This window comes from Pseudofrankia saprophytica (genome assembly GCF_000235425.2).
Taxonomy (GTDB): Bacteria; Actinomycetota; Actinomycetes; order Frankiales; family Frankiaceae; genus Pseudofrankia; species Pseudofrankia saprophytica.
Genome location: NZ_KI912266.1, coordinates 7,912,721 through 7,930,371 on the forward strand (window position 1 = coordinate 7,912,721; position 17,651 = coordinate 7,930,371).

Below are 17,651 nucleotides of genomic sequence, written 5' to 3' on the forward strand. Positions count from 1 at the left end.
TTACGCGCCTGGGATGGAGGAGGGATCCGTCGGTGCGGTCCGCTTGATCGCCCGGTCGACTCGAGGCAGGACGAGAGCGGGTGGATGATGGTCGCGGCGGACCAGTTGACCGCCGCGGCGGCCCAGTAGGTCGACCGGGTGATCGAAGCGGTGCCGAGCCGGGTCTCCGTGGTCATGGCCCAGTCCATGGGCGTCACCGCGGTGCTGCGGTGGCTCGTGGCCGACGTGAACCGGGACGTCGACGCGATTGTTCTCGTCTCCCGTGCTACCGGGCGGACTCCATGGGGTCCGGACTTTCGGTACTGGAGCGGCTGAGCCTGGACATCCAGCACGCCTCACGCGCGGTGGTGCGAAGCATGTACGGGGAGCGGGTCAAGAACGTCGATCCGGAGATCCTCGACCATATCGCCGGGAAGTTCTACGACCGTGCGGGCCCTCAGGCGATGATGGCCGTGCCACGGCGCGGGCGGAGCGGGCGAGCGGGGCCGTCACGGCCGGAGGATGCGAGGGCTCGGAGGGTGGTGAGGGCGCATGCCCGCCGAGCGGGCACGCACCGCTCCTCCTTGGGCCGGCCGGGTCACTCGGCCACCGTGAAGTAGGCGGCAGGATCAAGGGAGTTGAGTGCGATCCAGCGCTGCGCCGTCGCCTCGGCGGGCGCCTGGCCGCCGCCCGCCGAAGTGCGGAAGAAGCCCTGCACGTCGAGAGCGATGCGGGGATCGCCGTCGATGCGCCGCGCCATGTCGTAGTAGACGGCCAGCTCATGGACGCACCGCGGAGTGGCGGCCGGGCAGGAGCAGTCGACGCTGTCGAGGACCGGTGCGGGCGGATGGCCCGCGTCGGCGATCGCGCGGTACAGATCGTCAGTGAGCAGGGGCTGGATGCTGCTCAGCTGTCGGGAGATCTCGGCCGTCGCCCCCGTGGACATCGGCGCGACCTCGATCGTGACCACCGAGGTGCCGCGGCCGCGGTGCACGACGGCGCGCACGGTCCGGCCGTCGAACGTGATCTGCACCTTCCCGTCGCGCGCCATGCGCCGCGCGCTCGGCAGTTGGGGATAGAGACGGGTCTGGCGCAACGACTCGGCGAACCGGACCCAGTCCATGCCCCACTTCGTGTAACCGTAGTCGTGGTCGGCCATCGTCAGTTGACTCGCTTCCGGCGCAGGACCTCGATGAGACGGTCGTCGTCCAGGCGGGTCAGCTCGGCGACGCTGGACATGTCGGCGATGTCCGACAGCGCGGACTTGTGGTTGTGCATGGCCGCGATGTGCTCCTCGACGGTGGTCCCGGTGGTCAGGGTGGTGACGGTGACCGTGCGGGTCTGACCGATCCGGTGGACCCGGTCGGACGCCTGGGCCTCCACGGCCGGGTTCCACCACCGGTCGAAGTGGATGACGTCGGCCGCGCGCGTGAGCGTGAGCCCGGTGCCCCCGGCCTTCAGGCTGAGGACGAGCACCTTCGGACCGTCGTCGGACTGGAACCGGCGGACGATGTCGGCCCGTTGCTCCTGGTTCAGGCCGCCGTGGAAGAACGGCGTACTGACCCCGAACTGTTCGGCGAAGTGCCGGACCAGCAGCTCACCGGTCTGCCGGTACTGGGTGAAGACGAGGGTCGGAGAGTCGTTCTCCAGGTTGTTGGCCACGATGTCGGTGCACAGGTCGAGCTTGCCCGACCTGCCCGACAGCTCCCCGAAGTCGTCCGTGATCAGGCCCGGATGGTTGCAGACCTGCTTGAGCGAGGTCAGGACCGCAAGCACCTTGGTCTGCCGCTGGGTGCCACCGCCGAAGCCGTCGTCGATGACCTGCTCCAGCAGCCGGTCGTACAGCCGCTCCTGCTCCTCGGTGAGGTCGCAGATGAGATCCGCGTGGATCTTGGGCGGGAGCGACCTCGCGACCTGGGACTTCTTCCGCATCAGCACGACCGGCTCGATGGCCCCGCGCAGCCGGGCGGAAGCGGCCAGGGAGCCGTCCGAGATCGGCCGCACGAAGCGACGGCGGAACTGCGTCCGGTTCCCGAACAGGTACGGTGCGACCAGATTGAGCAGGGCCCACAGCTCGTCGAGGTGATTCTCGACGGGCGTCCCGGTCAGGGCGATCCGCGCGTCGGCCGCGATGGTGCGCGCGGCCTTCGACACCTGCGTACGGGGGTTCTTCAGGCTCTGCGCCTCGTCGAAGACCACGGTGCTCCACTGGATCCCCGCCAGGGCCGGGCTGTGCGTGCGCAGCGTGGGGTAGCCGGTGAGCACCACCGTGCCGTTGTCCACCTCGGGTAGCGGCCCGCCGCGCCAGATCGTAGCCCGCAGGCCAGGTGCGAACCGCGCGATCTCGTGTGCCCAGTTCCCCACCAACGACGTGGGACAGACCACCAGTTGCGGCCCCTCTCGGCCCGTCCGGCGACACAGCCGATGGTCTGTAGGGTCTTGCCGAGTCCCATCTCGTCGGCCAGCACCGCGCCGCCGTGCGTCTCGATGGTCTCGCGCAGCCAGCTCACCCCGCGCACCTGATACGGGCGCAGCTTGGCGGTGAGCGCCGCGCGCATCTCGGCCTCCACCGAGGTGGTGCGGCGGAAGACGCCGCCCGCGTGTTCCGCCGTCGTGACGGCGACACCCGTGGCGTCGGGGACCGCGTGCGCGGCGATCGGCAGAGCCGACTCGCTGCCCGCGATCCACGACCGCCAGACGTCCACCGACCGGCCGGGCGAGTCGAGGGGCACGGCCACGAGCCGGTCCGGCTCGATCAGCACGCAATCGACGTCGGACACCTTGAGCCTGCCGAGGTCCGGCGTCGGCACAACCAGGGGAGCGGTCTCGACGTCACCGACCGCCGGGGCCGCCCCCACGGTGCCGTCGGACCAGGTCCACAGGGCGAACATGTGCCGGTCGGGCAGGTATGTGGCCTGACTGTCCGACCGCGCCTCGGGGGGTTTCTGCCTGGTTCCCATGGCGTCAGCGGGTGCCCACGTCGGCGCCCTCGCGGGCGGTCAGGTCCTCGGCCCCAGCCCGGGGGGCCGTCTCGTCCGCGGTCGGGCCGCCGTCCCGCGCGGGCTCCGGCGCGCCCCCGGCAGTCAGCCCACGGACCGGGTCCGCGAGGGTCTCCAGGGTGGTGCTCAGGACAGTGTTGTCCAGCCAGATCAGCAGTGAACACACCATGAGAACGGCAAGAATCAACTGCTGCCTGGACTTCGGCAACGTGGATGTAGTCATGAAGACCTTCGGACGCGGTCTGGAAAAGCTGACGAGCGGACCGTAGACAACCATCGGGCGTGTGTCAATTCCCGGGCGGCCGGTAACGGTCGGCGATTTTCCGGCGCCCCCGAGGGCATGCCGCCAAGTGCTCTGTCAATTCTTGAAGATGTGAGCGGACCGACGGTTTAGTGCGCCCCGTGGGCATGGCGCCAAGCGCCGTGTCAATTTCTGATCCTGTTTTTTGACTTCGCGCGAATTCCGTGCCCTCACCTTGTGTTCTGCCTCTGCTCTGCGCCCTGTCCCGCCCCGTGTCCCGCGTCGTGCGCGGCACCGGGAGCAGGAGGGGATGGGCGCCAGCGCCTGTGCGGGCCGCTGGCAGATCGAGGAGGACAATGAGATCAACAAACGGCTCGTCGGCCTCGACTCCTACCAGATGCGCAAGTGGACTCCGTGGCACCGGCACGTCACCGCCTGCATGCTCGCCACCGCGTTCCTCGCCGTCCAACGCGCCGCCTTCCCCGACCCCGACCAGGACCCCGAGCCGGAACAGCTCGCCACCTGGGAAAAGACCAGAGGACCAGCGAGAGCGGGGCCACTGGCTGATCCCCGGACCACCGCTGCGGCCCACGGCCCACTCCATCCGCCACTGCCTGGCCGCCGTCCATCTCAACCCGCGCCACACCGCCGAGACGATCAGCTCCTGCGAACTGTGGCGACGCTGGGTGAGTCGCCGAGGGGAGTCTCACCCCTCGGCGCTCGTAGATCCGGACGTGAGACTCTCGCCTCATCCGGCTCCCGTCATCCAGCCTTCGGCCGCAGTCCGAGCTGCCAGTGGGCGAACAGCCCTGGGTCGCGTCGTGCGACCTGTCCCAGGAGTCTGCGTGCCCGTCGCCAGCTGCGGTGCAGCCGTTTGTACTTCCGCATGGCCCACCGGGCAAGGTGGTCGTTGAGGTAGGAGAAGACCCGGACCAGCTCGGACCTACGGAAGCGTCCGTAATAGTTGATCCAGCCCTGGATAACAGCGTTGACCGTCTGTGCCAGGTCGAGGAGAGTCTGCCCGGAACGAAGATGTAACCGCCAGCGGCGCATCTCCTGCCGCATCCGTTTGGCGGCATAATCTGAGACCGCGGGCGAGAAGGCGACGAAACCCATACCCCGACTGTTAACTGCCAGCCGTGGCCGGAACGTGTACCCGAGGAAATCGAACCGCTCATGCTCGTAAGAACCTGAACGGTACGTGCTCTTGCAGTACACGATACGGGTCTTGGTCTCGTTGAGTTCCAAGCCCACATCCGCCAGCCGAGCCGCGATCGCGTCCCGAACGTATTGCGCCTGCCGGCCGGTCCGGCAGTGCACGATAACATCGTCACTGTAACGCTCGAAGGGCACACTCGGATGCTCCCGGGTCATCCAGGCGTCGAACGCATAGTGCAGAAAAATGTTCGCGAGCAACGGTGAGATCGCAGAGCCCTGAGGACTTCCGCGATCGCGTTCGACCAGCGTTCCGTCCGGCTGCCGCAACGGGGCAACCAGCCACCGCCGCACATACAGCAGGATCCAGCGCTGGTCGGTGTGGCGTTCCACCGCACGAAGCAGCAGATCGTGGTCGATGCTGTCGAAGAACGACCGGATGTCGAGATCAATGACCCAGTCACTGCGCCAGCAGCGTTCACGGCACACCCCGACAGCATCGAGCGCCGACCGGTTCGGCCGGTACCCGTACGAGTCCTGATGGAAGATTGGTTCCACCGCTGGCTCCAGGTACATCACCGCCACGGTCTGCGCCACCCGGTCCGTCACCGTGGGCACGCCGAGAACCCTGACCCCATCACCACCCCGTTTGGGGATCTCCACAGCGCGTACCGGCGACGGGAAATAACATCCCGACGACATCCGGTTCCACAGCCGATACAGGTTCCCTTTCAGGTCCTGCTCGAACTGGGCAATCGACTGTTCGTCGACGCCCGCCGCCCCCTTGTTCGCCTTGACTCTCTTCCACGCCTCCCACACCGCATGCTTGGAAATAGCAAATGGCTTCGACCCGCGAGGTGCATCAACTACCACCGGCTCCTCCCACCATCAGACCATGACGGTTGACCGGCCCGCGGGCCTGGACAACCCGCCCCCTTCGCTCCCCCCGCATTACCAGGGTTCACCACTACTACGAGGCGGTCCGCCCCCGTTCTCCAACGACTCGGTACTCTCCCCTCGCGGCATCCACCGCTTGAAGTTCTCCCTCCCACGACCTCGACCAGAGGCCGCAGCGCTGGAGCGACAGGTTCACACGTTCCGCACGAGAGCCCAGACCAGGCTCGCGCCGCCTCCATGCCGGGCACCATCCGGGCAGCACGCAGGCAGCCCCCGAACTCATCCCAGAGCACAAGCACGACCCTGGTTTCGATGCCATCATATTTCTTTCGACACGTCATCAGCGGTTCGCTTTCGCTCGCCTTCCTGGCCCACACCTGACGCACTCACCGGCACGCCTTTTCCGCAGCGCTCAGCACCCCGGCCCTTAACCGACGCACCCTGCGGTGGTTTGCGGCCAGCCCCTGCATGGCCGACCACGGAGGATCCACCTCCATCTCCCGCACAGCACCGCTCCAGAACGGTCTCCGTCTACATCGGAGCCCTCCTTCGTGTTCGTGTCGCACTGCTTGCCGAAAAGTACATTCGGGCTGATCGGGACGGTCGCGGCCGATCCTGGGCCCTCCCGGTGCCTGGTGCCCGTCGGGGGCGGTGACTGCGGGAGGATCCCGCTTCGTGGTGCTTCGACTGACCTACCTCGGTGTCACGAACGTGTTCGCGCTGCTGCGCCTGCTGCCTCGCAGTGATCGTGACAAGGATGTCGAAATCCTCACATTGCGGCACCAGATCGCCGTGCTGCAGCGCCAGCTCGACGGCCAGCGGATCCGGTTCCAGCCCACCGACCGTGCGCTGCTGGCGGCACTCCTGCACGCGTTGCCCCGGCCAACGCTGCGCGGCCTGCACCTGCTGGCGCGTCCGGAGACCGTCCTTCGCTGGCATCGCAACCTGATCGCCCGCCACCACGCCGCCATCTCCCGCCCCCAGCGGCGCGGACGGCCTCGCACCGTGCGCTCGATCCGCGCCCTGGTGCTGCGCCTGGCCCGCGAGAACACCGGCTGGGGCTATCGGCGGATACACGGCGAGCTGGTCGTCCTCGGCGTCACAATCGCCCCGTCGACGGTCTGGGAGATCCTGCACCAGGCAGGCATCGACCCCGCACCCGCGCGGACCGCCACCACGTGGGCCGACTTCCTGCGCTCCCAGGCCAACGCGATCCTCGCCGTCGACTTCCTCGAGACGCAGACACTCACCGGCACGCGTCTGTACATCCTCGCGGTGATCGAACACGCCACCCGGCGCATCCGGATCCAGGGCGCCACCGCGCACCCCACCGCCGCCTGGGTAACCCAAGCAGCCCGTAACCTCGCGATGGACCTCCACGATGCCGGGTCGACCGCGTGGTACCTCATCCGCGACCGCGACGGCAAATACCCCGCTCTGTTCGACGCGATCCTCGCCGACGCAGGGATCACGGTCGTACTCAGTGGTGTCCGAGCCCCTCGGATGAACACGATCATGGAACGATGGGTCCGGACCTGCCGCCGAGAACTCCTCGACCGAACCCTGATCTACAACCAGCGCCACCTCCTACACGCCCTCCGCGCATACGAGGCTTTTTACAACACGCACAGGCCCCATCAGGGCATCGCTTACAACACGCACAGGCCCCATCAGGGCATCGCGAACGCCAGACCCCTGAACCCGCTGCCCGAACCGATCACCGACCCCGACCGGCTCACCCACCTCGACATCCGCCGGCGCGATCGCCTGGCCGGCATCCTGCACGAGTACGAACATGCCGCCTGACCAGCCCGGACGCGTTTATCGGCAGGTACAACGTCAGCAACCACATGCAGATCATCGCCCGCAACGTCGGCCTGTGCGCCACCCTGTCCACGGACGCACCGGCGGGGTCCCTGACGGTCGACGTCGGGCGCCGCCACACGGCCCCCGAGCGGACGTGGACGGTCTACCGCGACCGCGAACCGATCGGCCAGGTCACCGTGACCCGATGCGCCCGCCGCCGCGGCTCGGGCGCGACGCTCACCTTGTCCACCAGGCTCGGCCTCGACCTACGCAAGGGCGACGAACTCGGCGAGGACCTCCTGTCCCGACGCCGGCTGCACGACCTGCGGCACTCCTCCGCGTCCATCCAGCTCGACCAGGGCATCGACATCACCCTGGTCTCCAAACGGCTCGGCCACTCGTCCACGACGATCACCGGCACCCTGTATGCCCACCTGCTGCGATCCACTGGCCAACGGGCCGCCGAAACGGTGGCGAACGCGATCCCACGCCACGCGCAAGATCACGCCCACATCGCGCCCACAACGATCACCAACGAAAAAGACCGGCTCTAGGCCGGTCAGTTCCTGCAGGTCACGGGCCTGCAAACGGGTGCGCCGCCAGGGACTTGAACCCCGAACCCGCGGATTAAGAGAAGAGGGCGGGTCGTCCGCCGACGTCCGCAGCGGTCCGTGCGCGCTGCCCGTCCAACTGATCGATACCGTCGGCGTCCGCCACCGTCCAGCCCTCCTTGTCAGTCTCGGGTGAGACACCTGCTGGGTGCGGGTTGGCTACGGGGGGCGTGATCGGAGATCCTTGTGTTCGTGGAGTCAGAGTCGGCGGAGCGTCCGAGCGGGTCCTCGCCGCGGCGTGATCCGGCGCCGCGTCCGTCGCGGCGGGTGTTCAGCGCGGCGTACAAGTTGCGGATCATCGCCGAGTACGAGAACGCCCCGCACGGAGAGAAAGGCGCGATCCTGCGCCGGGAGGGTTTGTTCTCCTCGCATGTGGTGGAGTGGACCCGGGCCCGTGACGCGGGTGCCCTGGGAGGAACAAACACCGCGGCTCGCGGTCCGGAGAAGAAGCCCGGAAAATCGGCGGAGCAGATCGAGTTGGAGAAACTGCGCAGGGAGAACGAGCGGTTGAAATCCCGGCTCGCGACGACCGAGACCGCGCTGGATATCATGGGAAAAGCACACGCGCTCTTGGCTTGAGATTTAACCATCTCATGATCGAGTTCGGGTTGGGTTGGCGATCTACTGGACAGCTGGCACCCTTCACGTGATCGTGTCTCTTTACTGAGACCAATCCGAGTCGCGTGAAGGTCGTAGAGGTGAGTTTGCTGCGCGAGAACGCCAATGTTGAATTGTTTTTCGCATTGACCCGTTTCCGTGATGGGTTCTACGACTGCCTGGACGCTCGGGCCGACACGCTCTTCGAGCTGACGGACGCGGTGATCTGCACTGAAGCTCCGGTGACCTCCCTGGTCGAGTTGTCACTTGCTTCGGTATTCCGCCGCGGCCACGGAGCCCTGTATGACGCGTTGGCGCAAGGCGCCATCGACGAGGAACGGCTGCGGGATCTGCTGGCCGACCAGCTCCCACCCGACAGCCCACCGATCTTCGGTGTGGACGTGACGACCTTCCCCAGGCCGAACGCCGAGTGCTCACCCGACCGGGGCCTGCACTACGCGCCGTGCCGCTGCGACGGCGACCGCAAGGTCGTACCGGGCTGGGAGTTCCAGTGGGTGACCGCCCTGGAATGGGGCCGCTCCTCGTGGACGCTGCCGGTCGACGCCCGCCGCCTGCCGCAGGGAGCCTGCCCGGTGACCGCCACCGCCGAGCAGATCCGCGACCTCACCCGACGGCTGGGCACCCAGCCCCCGACACCACAGCCCGCACCGATGTTCGTGCTGGACCAGGGATACGCAGCCGCCGCACTGACCCACGCCCTGGGAGACCTTCCGGTCCAGACCCTCGTAAGGATCGCCGGCGACCGTGTCTTCTACGACGGTCGGCCCGGCCCCCGCAAACCCGGCCCCGGCCGCAACGGCATCCACGGCCAGCGGTTCGCCCTCGCCGCGCCGATGAACCTGCGCCGCCCCGACCAGATGCTGATCGTGCCCGACACGACCAACTACGGCCGGGTCGAGGTCCGGGCCTGGCAGCGCATGCACCAGAGGGTGGCACGCTCGGGCTACTTCGCCCGCCTGGGAGACGAGCTGTTCACCCGGCTACCCATCATCGAGGGCACCGTCCTGGAAGTGCGGGTGGAACGTCTGCCCGACGGCCGCAGCCCGCACCGCACCATGTGGCTGTGGCACTCCGGCCCCCATGCACCCGACCTGGACGTGTGCTGGCGGGCCTACCTGCGCCGCTTCGACATGGAACACACCTTCAAGATGATGAAGTCCCAGCTCGGATGGACCGCGGCACGGCTACGCCATCCTGAGCAGGCCGTCCGCTGGACCTGGCTGCTCATCGCCGCCTACACCCAACTCCGCCTCGCCCGTGACCTGGCCAACGACCTGCGTCGCCCCTGGGAACGACGGCCCCGCCCAGGCAAGCCGCTCACCCCCTACCGGGTCCGCCGCGCATTTCGACATCTGCGCGACCGGCTGGGCACCCCGACGCGTCTACCGAAAACCAGCCACCCCGGCCCAGGACGTCCACCCGGAGGCAGAAACACCCCAGCCCGACGCCACCGTCTCGGCTCAGAAATGCGCAAAACAGACATACCCGCGAAGCCGGGAGGCAAGAAGAAAGGTTAAATCTCAAGCTTGGAACAGATCTCCGAGAGCGCGGACACCGAACGGCCGTAGACCAGGTTTTGACCGGTGCTTTCGACCAGCTGCGCGCCGCGGGGGTGCCGGTGAACCGGGCCTGCGTCTACACGGGCCGGTCGAGAGCGACGCACTACCGTCAAGCCGCGCCGGGCGGACGGCGCCATGGGCCGTGGCTGGCGCGGACTCCGTCGCCGGGGACGTTGACCGACGTCGAACGCGCCCAGGTGCTGGCGGTCCTGGCGAGCCCGGCCTACCAGGACCTGGCGATCCCGCAGGTCTGGGCGCGGGAACTCGACGCTGGCCGGTACTGGTGCTCGCTGTCGACGATGTACCGCATCGCGCGTGCGGCCGGGCAGACCCGGGAACGTCGCGCGCTGGCGACCCACCCGCCGCGGGTCCGCCCCGAGCTGACCGCGACCGGCCCCGACCAGGTCTGGTCGTGGGACATCACCGCGTTGAAAGGACCCGAGAAAGGAGTCTGGTACAGGCTCTACGTCGTGCTCGACATCTACTCCCGGTACGTTACCGGCTGGCTGGTGGCCGCCGGCGAGGATGCCGTGGTCGCGAAGGACTTCCTCGCCGCCGCCATTGCCCGGAACGGAGCCCCGCCCCGGGCGATCCATGCGGACCGCGGTGGGGTGATGGTTTCGAAGCCGGTATCCGAACTCCTTGTCAACCTTCATGTCCACCGGTCTCATTCCCGGCCACGGACCTCGAACGACAACCCCTATTCCGAAGCGCAGTTCAAGACTCTCAAGTACAGCTACGACTTCCCCGACCGGTTCGGGTCGCTCGCCGACGCACGGACCTTCTGCGAGGGGTTCTTCACCGCCTACAACCACGACCACCGCCACTCCGGGATCGGGTTCCACACCCCGGCCTCGGTCCACTTCGGCACCGCCGACCAGGTCCAGACCCACCGCCAGGCCACCCTCGACCGCGCCCACGCAGCGCACCCCGAGCGGTTCGCCCGCCGGCCACGGCCACCCCGGCTACCCGAGACCGTGTGGATCAACCAGCCAGTTCCCAGCCAACCGAGCAACGACCAACTGTCTCATTTGACTTGACATCTACCGCAGGGCCGTCCACTGGCTCGGGTACACGCTTGGGTGTAGTACCCATGTGGCTGCCTCCGTGCAGTCCGGAGTGGAGTCCACCCGACACACCCGAGATCAGCGTGACACCCGAAGCCCTCGCCGCATAACCTGCACCCAGGATCGCGGGATGTCACCCTCCGTACACCACGCCGCTGGACGTGACCCAGTCCGGATCGGCTTCCCGACAGCTATCCCAATGCCTGATCACTCGCCCACATCGACTCCGGCGCCGCCCCCGCTACCTGCTCCCCGACCGTATCCATGACAACGTGAAGCATCGCGACAAGCTCGCGGCTGGGAACATCATCTCGATCATCGCTCGCCGCGGTTGGCACATGGTTCCGGCCTGGGAAAGCACCGCTGGCCGGTGGAGCGGACGCTCGGCCGTGGGAACGTGGAGGCGACATCCACAAGGCCTTCCTCAGCCTGGCCTGCTCGATCATCTGCCTGTGAAACTCTACCGGACCTTCTGGAAACGAGGTCTGAGCGGCGAGCGCGCCCCGTCCACGCGTCTGTGGCGGTCCGCGATGTACTCCCACCCAGTTGATCGCTACCGATGGTGTCCACCAACGTCCGACGCCGTCCCCCGGCTCCGTTACGCACAGGGAGTCGTGGCGCTCGCCCGCAGTGAACAGCCGACCGATGTCCCTGTGGCTATGCCGTCCCTGCCTGCTCGTGCGGGCGAGGCGAAGGCGTCACGGTCCCAAACCCTCACGTAACGGCTGCTTCCGACCTTGTCTCCGCTCCTCACGGCGATGGCAGCCATGTCCTCGGCTGGGCCCGAGGCACCCTCTCGAAAGCTGCGCGGACAAGTCGGCCAGAGAAGCCTTTCTTCAAGCAACTGGTGTCAGATGCCGAACAGCACCGACGCGGGTGCATGAGAGGTTGATGAGCGCTTCGTAGGTGGTACGCTACGCGCACGTGCTGGCGATCTCACCGGAGCGGGGGCCATGCGATCGAAGCCGAACACCTCTTGGCGACCGTCGGCGACGACACCCCGACCGCCGCCGTGACCTGCCCGTTCGTCCTCCCACCTAGGACGCACGCCAGCACGGTCCGCGTCCGCGTCGCCGACGCCTGCGACGTCTTTGGCCGACGCACGCCGCTCCTCAGCGGACAGCACGGTCGGCACGGCGGCAGACCTAGGCACGCTCCCATTTCACGATCCACGAAAGAACTGACGACTCAGGACACTAGCCAGTAGCACCGAGGAGCCTTACCGCCATGATCTCCCGGGGCCATCTTCCAGGGCTGGTGAGGACCGAAGTGCCTGTTAGCTCGGCGACATGGGCGCAAGCGAGCTCAACGCCCGTCACATGGACCGCCATGGAGCATCGGGGCGCTTAAGGAGATGGCGACCACGAAGCTCAACCGGAAGCACCTAATCATTACGGCCCTCGTCACAATCGGTTTGATCTCCATCGTCATCCGAGCCGTGCGCGAAGCGGATTACAGCTTGGTTGACGCCGCTTACGGGCTTGCCTATGAGGCCCTCCCGACCGCCCTGTTTTACGTTCTCACCGACAGTCTCATCGGACGCTTCGAGACTCGCCAGCAACGGCGTCTCGATGCGCTTCGCCGACTGCGCGGCGCCCCATCCGACTCCAATGCCGCCCTACTGGACGACATCGCTGTGGGTAACGAACTGCGACTCGCGGATATGATAGGCGCGCAGCTTGAAGGCATTGAAATTAGAGGGAAGCGCATTCCCGAGGGCCGGATTGATGGCGCCAACGCCGACCGATGCCACATCATCGACTGTCGGGTGGCAAACCTATCGGCTAGGGGCGCTTCCCTCCGCCTGGCGGTCTTCGATCAATCTAGCTTCACAGCGTCCTCATTCCACGAGGCAGATCTTAGCGGCGCACTCTTTGCCAGCTGCAATCTCCAGGGACGAGACTACTTCCGCGGCGCATCGATGGCCGATGTCCGGTTCGTTGACTGCTCGTTCGGTCCGGGAGTTCTCGAGCATGTCCCGACAGTAGGGCCCAAGTTCATCAGGTGCACTGGTGCGGCCAGTGGCTAGAAGAGCAGGAATACTTTGCCTCGGAGCGCTCAACGAAGATGAGGTCCATGTCGGTACGGTTCCACGAATCCTAATCGAATTGCTTGCAGACAGCGGAGTTAAATACGCGCCCTACGGGGAGATCGTGCTTCCCGATGAGCTCGCCGAACGAGTTCGATCGCACCTAACAAGTCCTGCGCACTCGCATCTCGGCGGTGCTGCTTTCAATGTCGCCCGCATCCTAGCCTCGCTGATTCCTGAGGTCAGAATCGGCTTCGCAGGAGTCGCAGGGAGGACGCGTGGCGGTGGGCATCCACACGCAGCCTGCCTGGAGCACCTGGGTGTTGATACCGAGTTCTTGCGGCTCAGCGAGCATGAGCCGGCACGATCGATTGGTTTCACCGCTGACGGCGACCGAACACTCCTCACATCGGTCGGAACCAGCAGCGAGGTCTCCGAGTACCTAGTGAGCCGCGAGAGTGACCTTCCACCCTACATTTCCTCCTTCGAGTTCATCCATATCTCGTCCATCTTGGACCCCGAGGTTCCCGAGCTTGTCGCAACCGCTATTGAGCGCGCCATCTCGTTATCCGACCAGTTGGTCGTATCGCTTGACCCCGGGCACTACTGGGCTGTCGACCTTGCTCCAGCCGCCGAGCGCCTGATCGGCTGCGCAAACGTGCTCCATCTCAATGCACGGCAGTTGTCTGCGCTAGGAGGACAACTACGCGTCGAAGATGAGCCGGTCGTCGCGGATCGGATCCTCCGACTGATGCGGACCGGCGTTCGGTACCTAGTGGTCCGGCGGCACGACTCCGCTTCCATCTTCTTCCAGGATCACAGCGGCGACACTTACGTAAGTACCGTGCCCTCTGATACGGTACCCGCCGCCGATATAATGGATGCTTCTGGTGCCGGCGCTACGTTTACAGCCGGATTCCTTGCCTTCCTCGCTTCTCCGCTCCTTCGCGCAATCGCAGGCGCCCGCCTTGGATCTGCACTTGCCGGAGCGAAAGTCCGCCAACTAGGCCCGCTTGACGGCGCATCTCTGGTCGAAGCGGCAGAACAAGTTGCGGGTAGGGTGGGCAAAGTCTTGAACCAGAACAGGTCGCCCAAGCAGGAGGTGTCAGGCTGATGGCCGACGCGTCCAGGGTCAGACCATTCGAGATTTTCGAGCAGAGAATCATGCTCTCGCTGGGACCGCTCCACGCTAACCGGTACTGCACGTACAACTGTCCGTTCTGCTACGTCCATGTTGACTACGATTCATATTGGTCGATGACGCCCCAGCAGATTTCCGCCTGGGTATCAAGGCAAGATCCGCGAGAGTTCGACATAATCTACATCTCCGGCGATACCGACTCCTTTGCCCCGCCGCGTGAAGCAGAGGCCGTGCGCCTCGTCGAGTTGTTGTCTCAGTTCAACGTCGACCTCCTCTTTACCACACGTGCAATCCTAAGCGATGATGCACTTTCAAGACTCGTAGCGATCAGTTCGGTGCTTAACCAGTCAGGAAAGTCGCTGTTTGGCTGCTGCAGCGTCGCCCAGTACACGCTCCCGTCACTCGAACCAAGACCAATTGCGCCACCCAGCGCACGGATCGCGCAACTGCGGCAATTTCGGGAGAGCGGAATTGTATCGGTCTTGGCCATGCGTCCGTTTCTTCCAAATGTTCCTCTTTCCGACTATAGGACGATTCTCGATGAGGCCGACGGCGTCGTCGATGTAGTGCTGGGCGAGCATTGGTACGCAGACAGTCGGGGGGAACTCGAAGCTCGTGTGGTGGCCGCCGCGGGCCCTTTCACGCGTGACGATACACAGACGTCGTCGGGCGGAATGCCGTTCGACAGCAACGAACATGTCTGGCGAATCTACGAAATGCCCAGGTCGGAACGATTCGTGGCCGAGGAATGTTCACGCAGGGGGATCCCATTCTTTATGCGGAGCCGCCCCGCAATTGAGTGGTGGAGAGGGAGGCGATAAGCCTTGGTGGGATCCTTGCCGAGGCCCAAGCGGGTGCGACTCCTCTGCGCACCAGAAGACCGGCCGTGGACCAGCAGATTGGCGACCCTCATCGAGGCTCTGCCGGAACCCGTCATGGTGGAAATCGCGGCCGCCGGCGAGCATGCGTCCTCAGGCACGACATGCGTCATTCTGATATGGAGCCATGTCACGGAGCGCAATGCCGCTGTGTTCCGCGAGATCAACGACTGGGATCGGAACGGTACGCCAATTCACATTCTTCGCGCGGAGGGTGTGCCAGTTTTGGCTTTCCTCAATGATCTCGCATCTACGGTGTCAGTGTACACGGACGAGGCAGAGCTATCGCGCTGGATTCGGGTTGAGGTTCTAGACCTCGGACCAGACGAGGGCGATGGGCCGCGGACTGAAGTGGTCGTTCGTTTCCAAGACGCCGCTGACCGTTACCGTCAAGCGCTCTCAGATCGTTTGTCATTAGCCACGGTGGTCGGTCGGCGTGACAAGGAACGACTCGATTCCTTGTACCTTCAGCTGTACATAGCAGATGCCGATCTGTCGTACCCGTCGACTGATCGAAGCCTAGTGGAGGTCCTGACGGAGACGCACGGCGGCCGGCTTTTCGTGGTCGGACCGGCCGGCGCAGGAAAGTCGACGATGCTCGACTACGCCGCATTGCGTCTTGCGAAGGACGACCTCGGAGCCGCCCGGCTGCCCCTGCTCCTCAGAGCGGCGGACCTCGTCAGTTCTGCGTACTCATCCGTGACCGATTACATTCAGCTCGTGATCAAGGGCGTGGTCCCGCGTTATGGAAAGCAGGCCAGCTATGTCATTTCAAACTCAGAGGACTTCGGCGGTCAGGGTACGGTCCTCCTCGTCGATGGTGTGGACGAACTCCGCCGTGAGCATCGGCCGCGACTGCGCCAGTTGCTCCGGCAATTCGAAATACAGTTTCCGGACGCGACTATCGTGCTCGCAGCCCGGCCGAGCGGCTACGATCGCTCGCTTTGGTTTGACTACAACATCTACGAACTGCGACCGCTGTCGGACGAGCAGGTGTCTGACTATGTCCGGCGGTTCGCTACTGCTGCGGCCCGCGACCAGTTGCTGTCGCTCCTGGCCAACTCCGAGAGAATCAGAGAGCTGGCTAGAACCCCATTCATGCTGGCGTTGATTACGTCATTCGAGGGTGACGCCGGAGCCCTGCCGATCCGGCGAGCTTTGCTAATCCGCGCGTGTGTCAACTCGTTGCTGTCCAGGCGACCATTGAGCGACACCGCTGGCCTATCGAACAGCGACCTTGCGTCGTGCCTGCGGAGCCTCGGCATGCGGCTGTTCAAACTTTCGTCGGCTGGCGGACACAGGGAGGTCGAGGTTCTGTTCGCCCTGGAACAGTATCTGGGCGAGCGTCCCCAGTCGGCCACTCGGTCGGGCCGCGCCTCGCTGAGGGATCGCGCAGTCCTCATTCTCGATGAGGTCATTGATCGTACTGGGTTGCTTCAGCGTGACGGCGACATCATTGACTTCGTCCACCGTTCGATATGGGAGTACTTCGTAGCGCTGGCGCTCGTCGATGAATCCTTGGAAGCCTTGGCCGGCGTCGCCGCGATCCCGGCCTATGAAGAGCCAATCCGTTTGATGGTTGGCCTGCTCGACCACGATGGGGCTGTCACTCGGCTAAGAGCGGTTTGGCGCGTCAACCGCGGCCTCGCCCTCCGTAGTGCAGGAGAGTCGCCATACGACCTTGACGAGGTCGTCGGGCAGCTAATTCGAGATCTTCAGGACGGAGACGCTGCGGAACTCGTGCGTAGCCTGAAGGTTAGTCTCGCGGACCGCACTACGTTGGATGCGGGTGAGAGAACGATCACCGATACCCTCGGGGTCCTACTTCCGCACACACGGTCGTGCGAGACGCTCTGGGAGGGGCTGACAGCGCTCGTCGCGATCAGGCGGCGGCGGCCCGAGGCAGGCGCGCTTCTGGAACAAATCTTCGATACCAACGGTAGCGGGCAACGTCGGGAGCAACTGCTGAACGCCACTGGGATTGAGTTCGTGGCCGTACCAGGTGGTTCGTTCACGATGGGTTCCGATGCGCCAGGGCGGTCCGTCGACGAGCGGCCCAGCCACGGTGTCGAGGTTTCCTCGTTCAATATTACGACGATCACGACGCCGAATGCCGCTCGTGCGCTGTTTCCGTTCAACATCGGTCTGGTGGATGACCCCCGGTCGCCAACGACTCAGCACCCAATCGTGGGTGTCACGTGGTATGAGGCATCGATATTCGCCATGTGGTTTGGCGGCAGGCTTCCCACGGAGGCAGAGTGGGAATACGCCTGTCGCGCAGGCGGTCACGATGATGCGGTGCTGTCGGCCGAGAACTCGATCCCCTCGTATGCTTGGTTTGCCGGCAACGCTGGGAACACCACGCACGTGCCCGGTCAATTGCTCTCCAACTCGCTTGGCCTTTTCGATGTGCTAGGAAACGTGAGGGAGTGGTGCTCAGACTGGTTCGGCCCTGGGTACTATCAGGAGTGCGCCGAGGTGGGGATCGTGAAAGATCCGGAAGGACCTGCTGACGGCATTCAGAAGGTTCTGCGTGGAGGTTGTTTCGATTGGAACACGGCTAACCTCGTTCCAACCTACAGAAATTCCAACTTGCCTAACAACCGCGGCTTTCAGAATGGTTTCCGACTAGTTTGGGGCCTTCCGATCTGGCTTGTAGAGCACTAGGCGA

14 protein-coding genes and 1 pseudogene are annotated in these 17,651 nt (G+C 65.2%); 10 read left to right on the forward strand and 5 right to left on the reverse strand.

All coding sequences use genetic code 11. From position 1 onward, the window contains the following. Positions 1-138 precede the first annotated feature (138 nt). A complete protein-coding gene (locus tag FRCN3DRAFT_RS54475; RefSeq protein ID WP_007507732.1) occupies positions 139-315 on the forward strand; it encodes a hypothetical protein in 177 nt (58 codons plus the stop codon). Positions 316-577: 262 nt separating this feature from the next. Here FRCN3DRAFT_RS54475 and FRCN3DRAFT_RS0233435 read toward each other — a convergent pair whose 3' ends face one another. The 5 genes and pseudogenes from FRCN3DRAFT_RS0233435 to ltrA all read right to left on the reverse strand — a co-directional run bounded on the left by FRCN3DRAFT_RS0233435 (position 578) and on the right by ltrA (position 5,247). Further along, the gene (locus tag FRCN3DRAFT_RS0233435) at positions 578-1,138 is read right to left on the reverse strand and encodes a hypothetical protein (RefSeq protein WP_007507728.1); all 561 of its coding nucleotides are present in this window, start codon (positions 1,136-1,138) and stop codon (positions 578-580) included. Between the two features lie 2 nt (positions 1,139-1,140). Then, positions 1,141-1,755: a DEAD/DEAH box helicase gene (locus tag FRCN3DRAFT_RS58330; protein WP_342435766.1), complete on the reverse strand. Its 615-nt coding sequence runs from the start codon at positions 1,753-1,755 to the stop codon at positions 1,141-1,143. A gap of 9 nt (positions 1,756-1,764) precedes the next feature. After that, positions 1,765-2,939: pseudogene (locus FRCN3DRAFT_RS58335) on the reverse strand (DEAD/DEAH box helicase); the annotation flags it as partial. A 4-nt stretch (positions 2,940-2,943) separates the two neighbouring features. After that, positions 2,944-3,201 (reverse strand): hypothetical protein, encoded by a 258-nt coding sequence (locus FRCN3DRAFT_RS55570; RefSeq protein WP_007507724.1) that lies wholly within the window; start codon positions 3,199-3,201, stop codon positions 2,944-2,946. Positions 3,202-3,981: 780 nt separating this feature from the next. Continuing rightward, entirely contained in the window at positions 3,982-5,247 is a 1,266-nt protein-coding gene (gene ltrA / locus FRCN3DRAFT_RS0233450; RefSeq protein ID WP_007507722.1) for a group II intron reverse transcriptase/maturase, read from the reverse strand. Between the two features lie 699 nt (positions 5,248-5,946). Between ltrA and FRCN3DRAFT_RS0233455 the strand changes: the two genes are divergently transcribed. From FRCN3DRAFT_RS0233455 to FRCN3DRAFT_RS0233490, 9 genes are all read left to right on the forward strand, one after another. Beyond that, positions 5,947-7,077, forward strand: coding sequence for an integrase core domain-containing protein (locus tag FRCN3DRAFT_RS0233455; RefSeq protein WP_007507720.1), 1,131 nt, complete (start codon positions 5,947-5,949; stop codon positions 7,075-7,077). 44 nt (positions 7,078-7,121) lie between these two features. Beyond that, complete coding sequence (locus tag FRCN3DRAFT_RS0233460; protein WP_007507718.1) at positions 7,122-7,631, forward strand: tyrosine-type recombinase/integrase; 510 nt, start codon at positions 7,122-7,124, stop codon at positions 7,629-7,631. Positions 7,632-7,880: 249 nt separating this feature from the next. Next, positions 7,881-8,267 carry a hypothetical protein gene (locus tag FRCN3DRAFT_RS58000; protein WP_051466859.1) on the forward strand — a complete coding sequence of 129 codons (387 nt, stop codon included), beginning with the start codon at positions 7,881-7,883 and terminating at the stop codon, positions 8,265-8,267. Positions 8,268-8,386: 119 nt separating this feature from the next. Further along, positions 8,387-9,823, forward strand: coding sequence for an NF041680 family putative transposase (locus tag FRCN3DRAFT_RS47440; RefSeq protein WP_007507715.1), 1,437 nt, complete (start codon positions 8,387-8,389; stop codon positions 9,821-9,823). Between the two features lie 215 nt (positions 9,824-10,038). Beyond that, a complete protein-coding gene (locus FRCN3DRAFT_RS0233475) occupies positions 10,039-10,905 on the forward strand; it encodes a DDE-type integrase/transposase/recombinase (RefSeq protein ID WP_198536066.1) in 867 nt (288 codons plus the stop codon). Positions 10,906-12,286: 1,381 nt separating this feature from the next. Continuing rightward, a complete protein-coding gene (locus FRCN3DRAFT_RS0233485) occupies positions 12,287-12,961 on the forward strand; it encodes a pentapeptide repeat-containing protein (RefSeq protein ID WP_007507711.1) in 675 nt (224 codons plus the stop codon). A gap of 79 nt (positions 12,962-13,040) precedes the next feature. Continuing rightward, positions 13,041-14,075 carry a PfkB family carbohydrate kinase gene (locus tag FRCN3DRAFT_RS52135; protein ID WP_198536067.1) on the forward strand — a complete coding sequence of 345 codons (1,035 nt, stop codon included), beginning with the start codon at positions 13,041-13,043 and terminating at the stop codon, positions 14,073-14,075. Further along, entirely contained in the window at positions 14,075-14,923 is an 849-nt protein-coding gene (locus FRCN3DRAFT_RS54480; protein WP_007507708.1) for a radical SAM family protein, read from the forward strand. Before FRCN3DRAFT_RS52135 ends, FRCN3DRAFT_RS54480 begins: the two co-directional genes overlap by 1 nt. Before the next feature lie 78 nt (positions 14,924-15,001). Further along, positions 15,002-17,647, forward strand: a complete 2,646-nt coding sequence (locus FRCN3DRAFT_RS0233490; RefSeq protein WP_084174296.1) for an SUMF1/EgtB/PvdO family nonheme iron enzyme — start codon at positions 15,002-15,004, stop codon at positions 17,645-17,647. Positions 17,648-17,651 lie beyond the last annotated feature (4 nt).

Excerpts from the sequence above, each read along its gene's own strand:
- FRCN3DRAFT_RS0233435 (WP_007507728.1), bottom strand. The coding sequence starts at position 1,138 with ATGGCCGACCACGACTACGGTTACACGAAGTGGGGCATGGACTGGGTC.
- FRCN3DRAFT_RS55570 (WP_007507724.1), bottom strand. The coding sequence starts at position 3,201 with ATGACTACATCCACGTTGCCGAAGTCCAGGCAGCAGTTGATTCTTGCC.
- FRCN3DRAFT_RS0233460 (WP_007507718.1), top strand. The coding sequence starts at position 7,122 with ATGCAGATCATCGCCCGCAACGTCGGCCTGTGCGCCACCCTGTCCACG.
- FRCN3DRAFT_RS0233485 (WP_007507711.1), top strand. The coding sequence starts at position 12,287 with ATGGCGACCACGAAGCTCAACCGGAAGCACCTAATCATTACGGCCCTC.
- FRCN3DRAFT_RS54480 (WP_007507708.1), top strand. The coding sequence starts at position 14,075 with ATGGCCGACGCGTCCAGGGTCAGACCATTCGAGATTTTCGAGCAGAGA.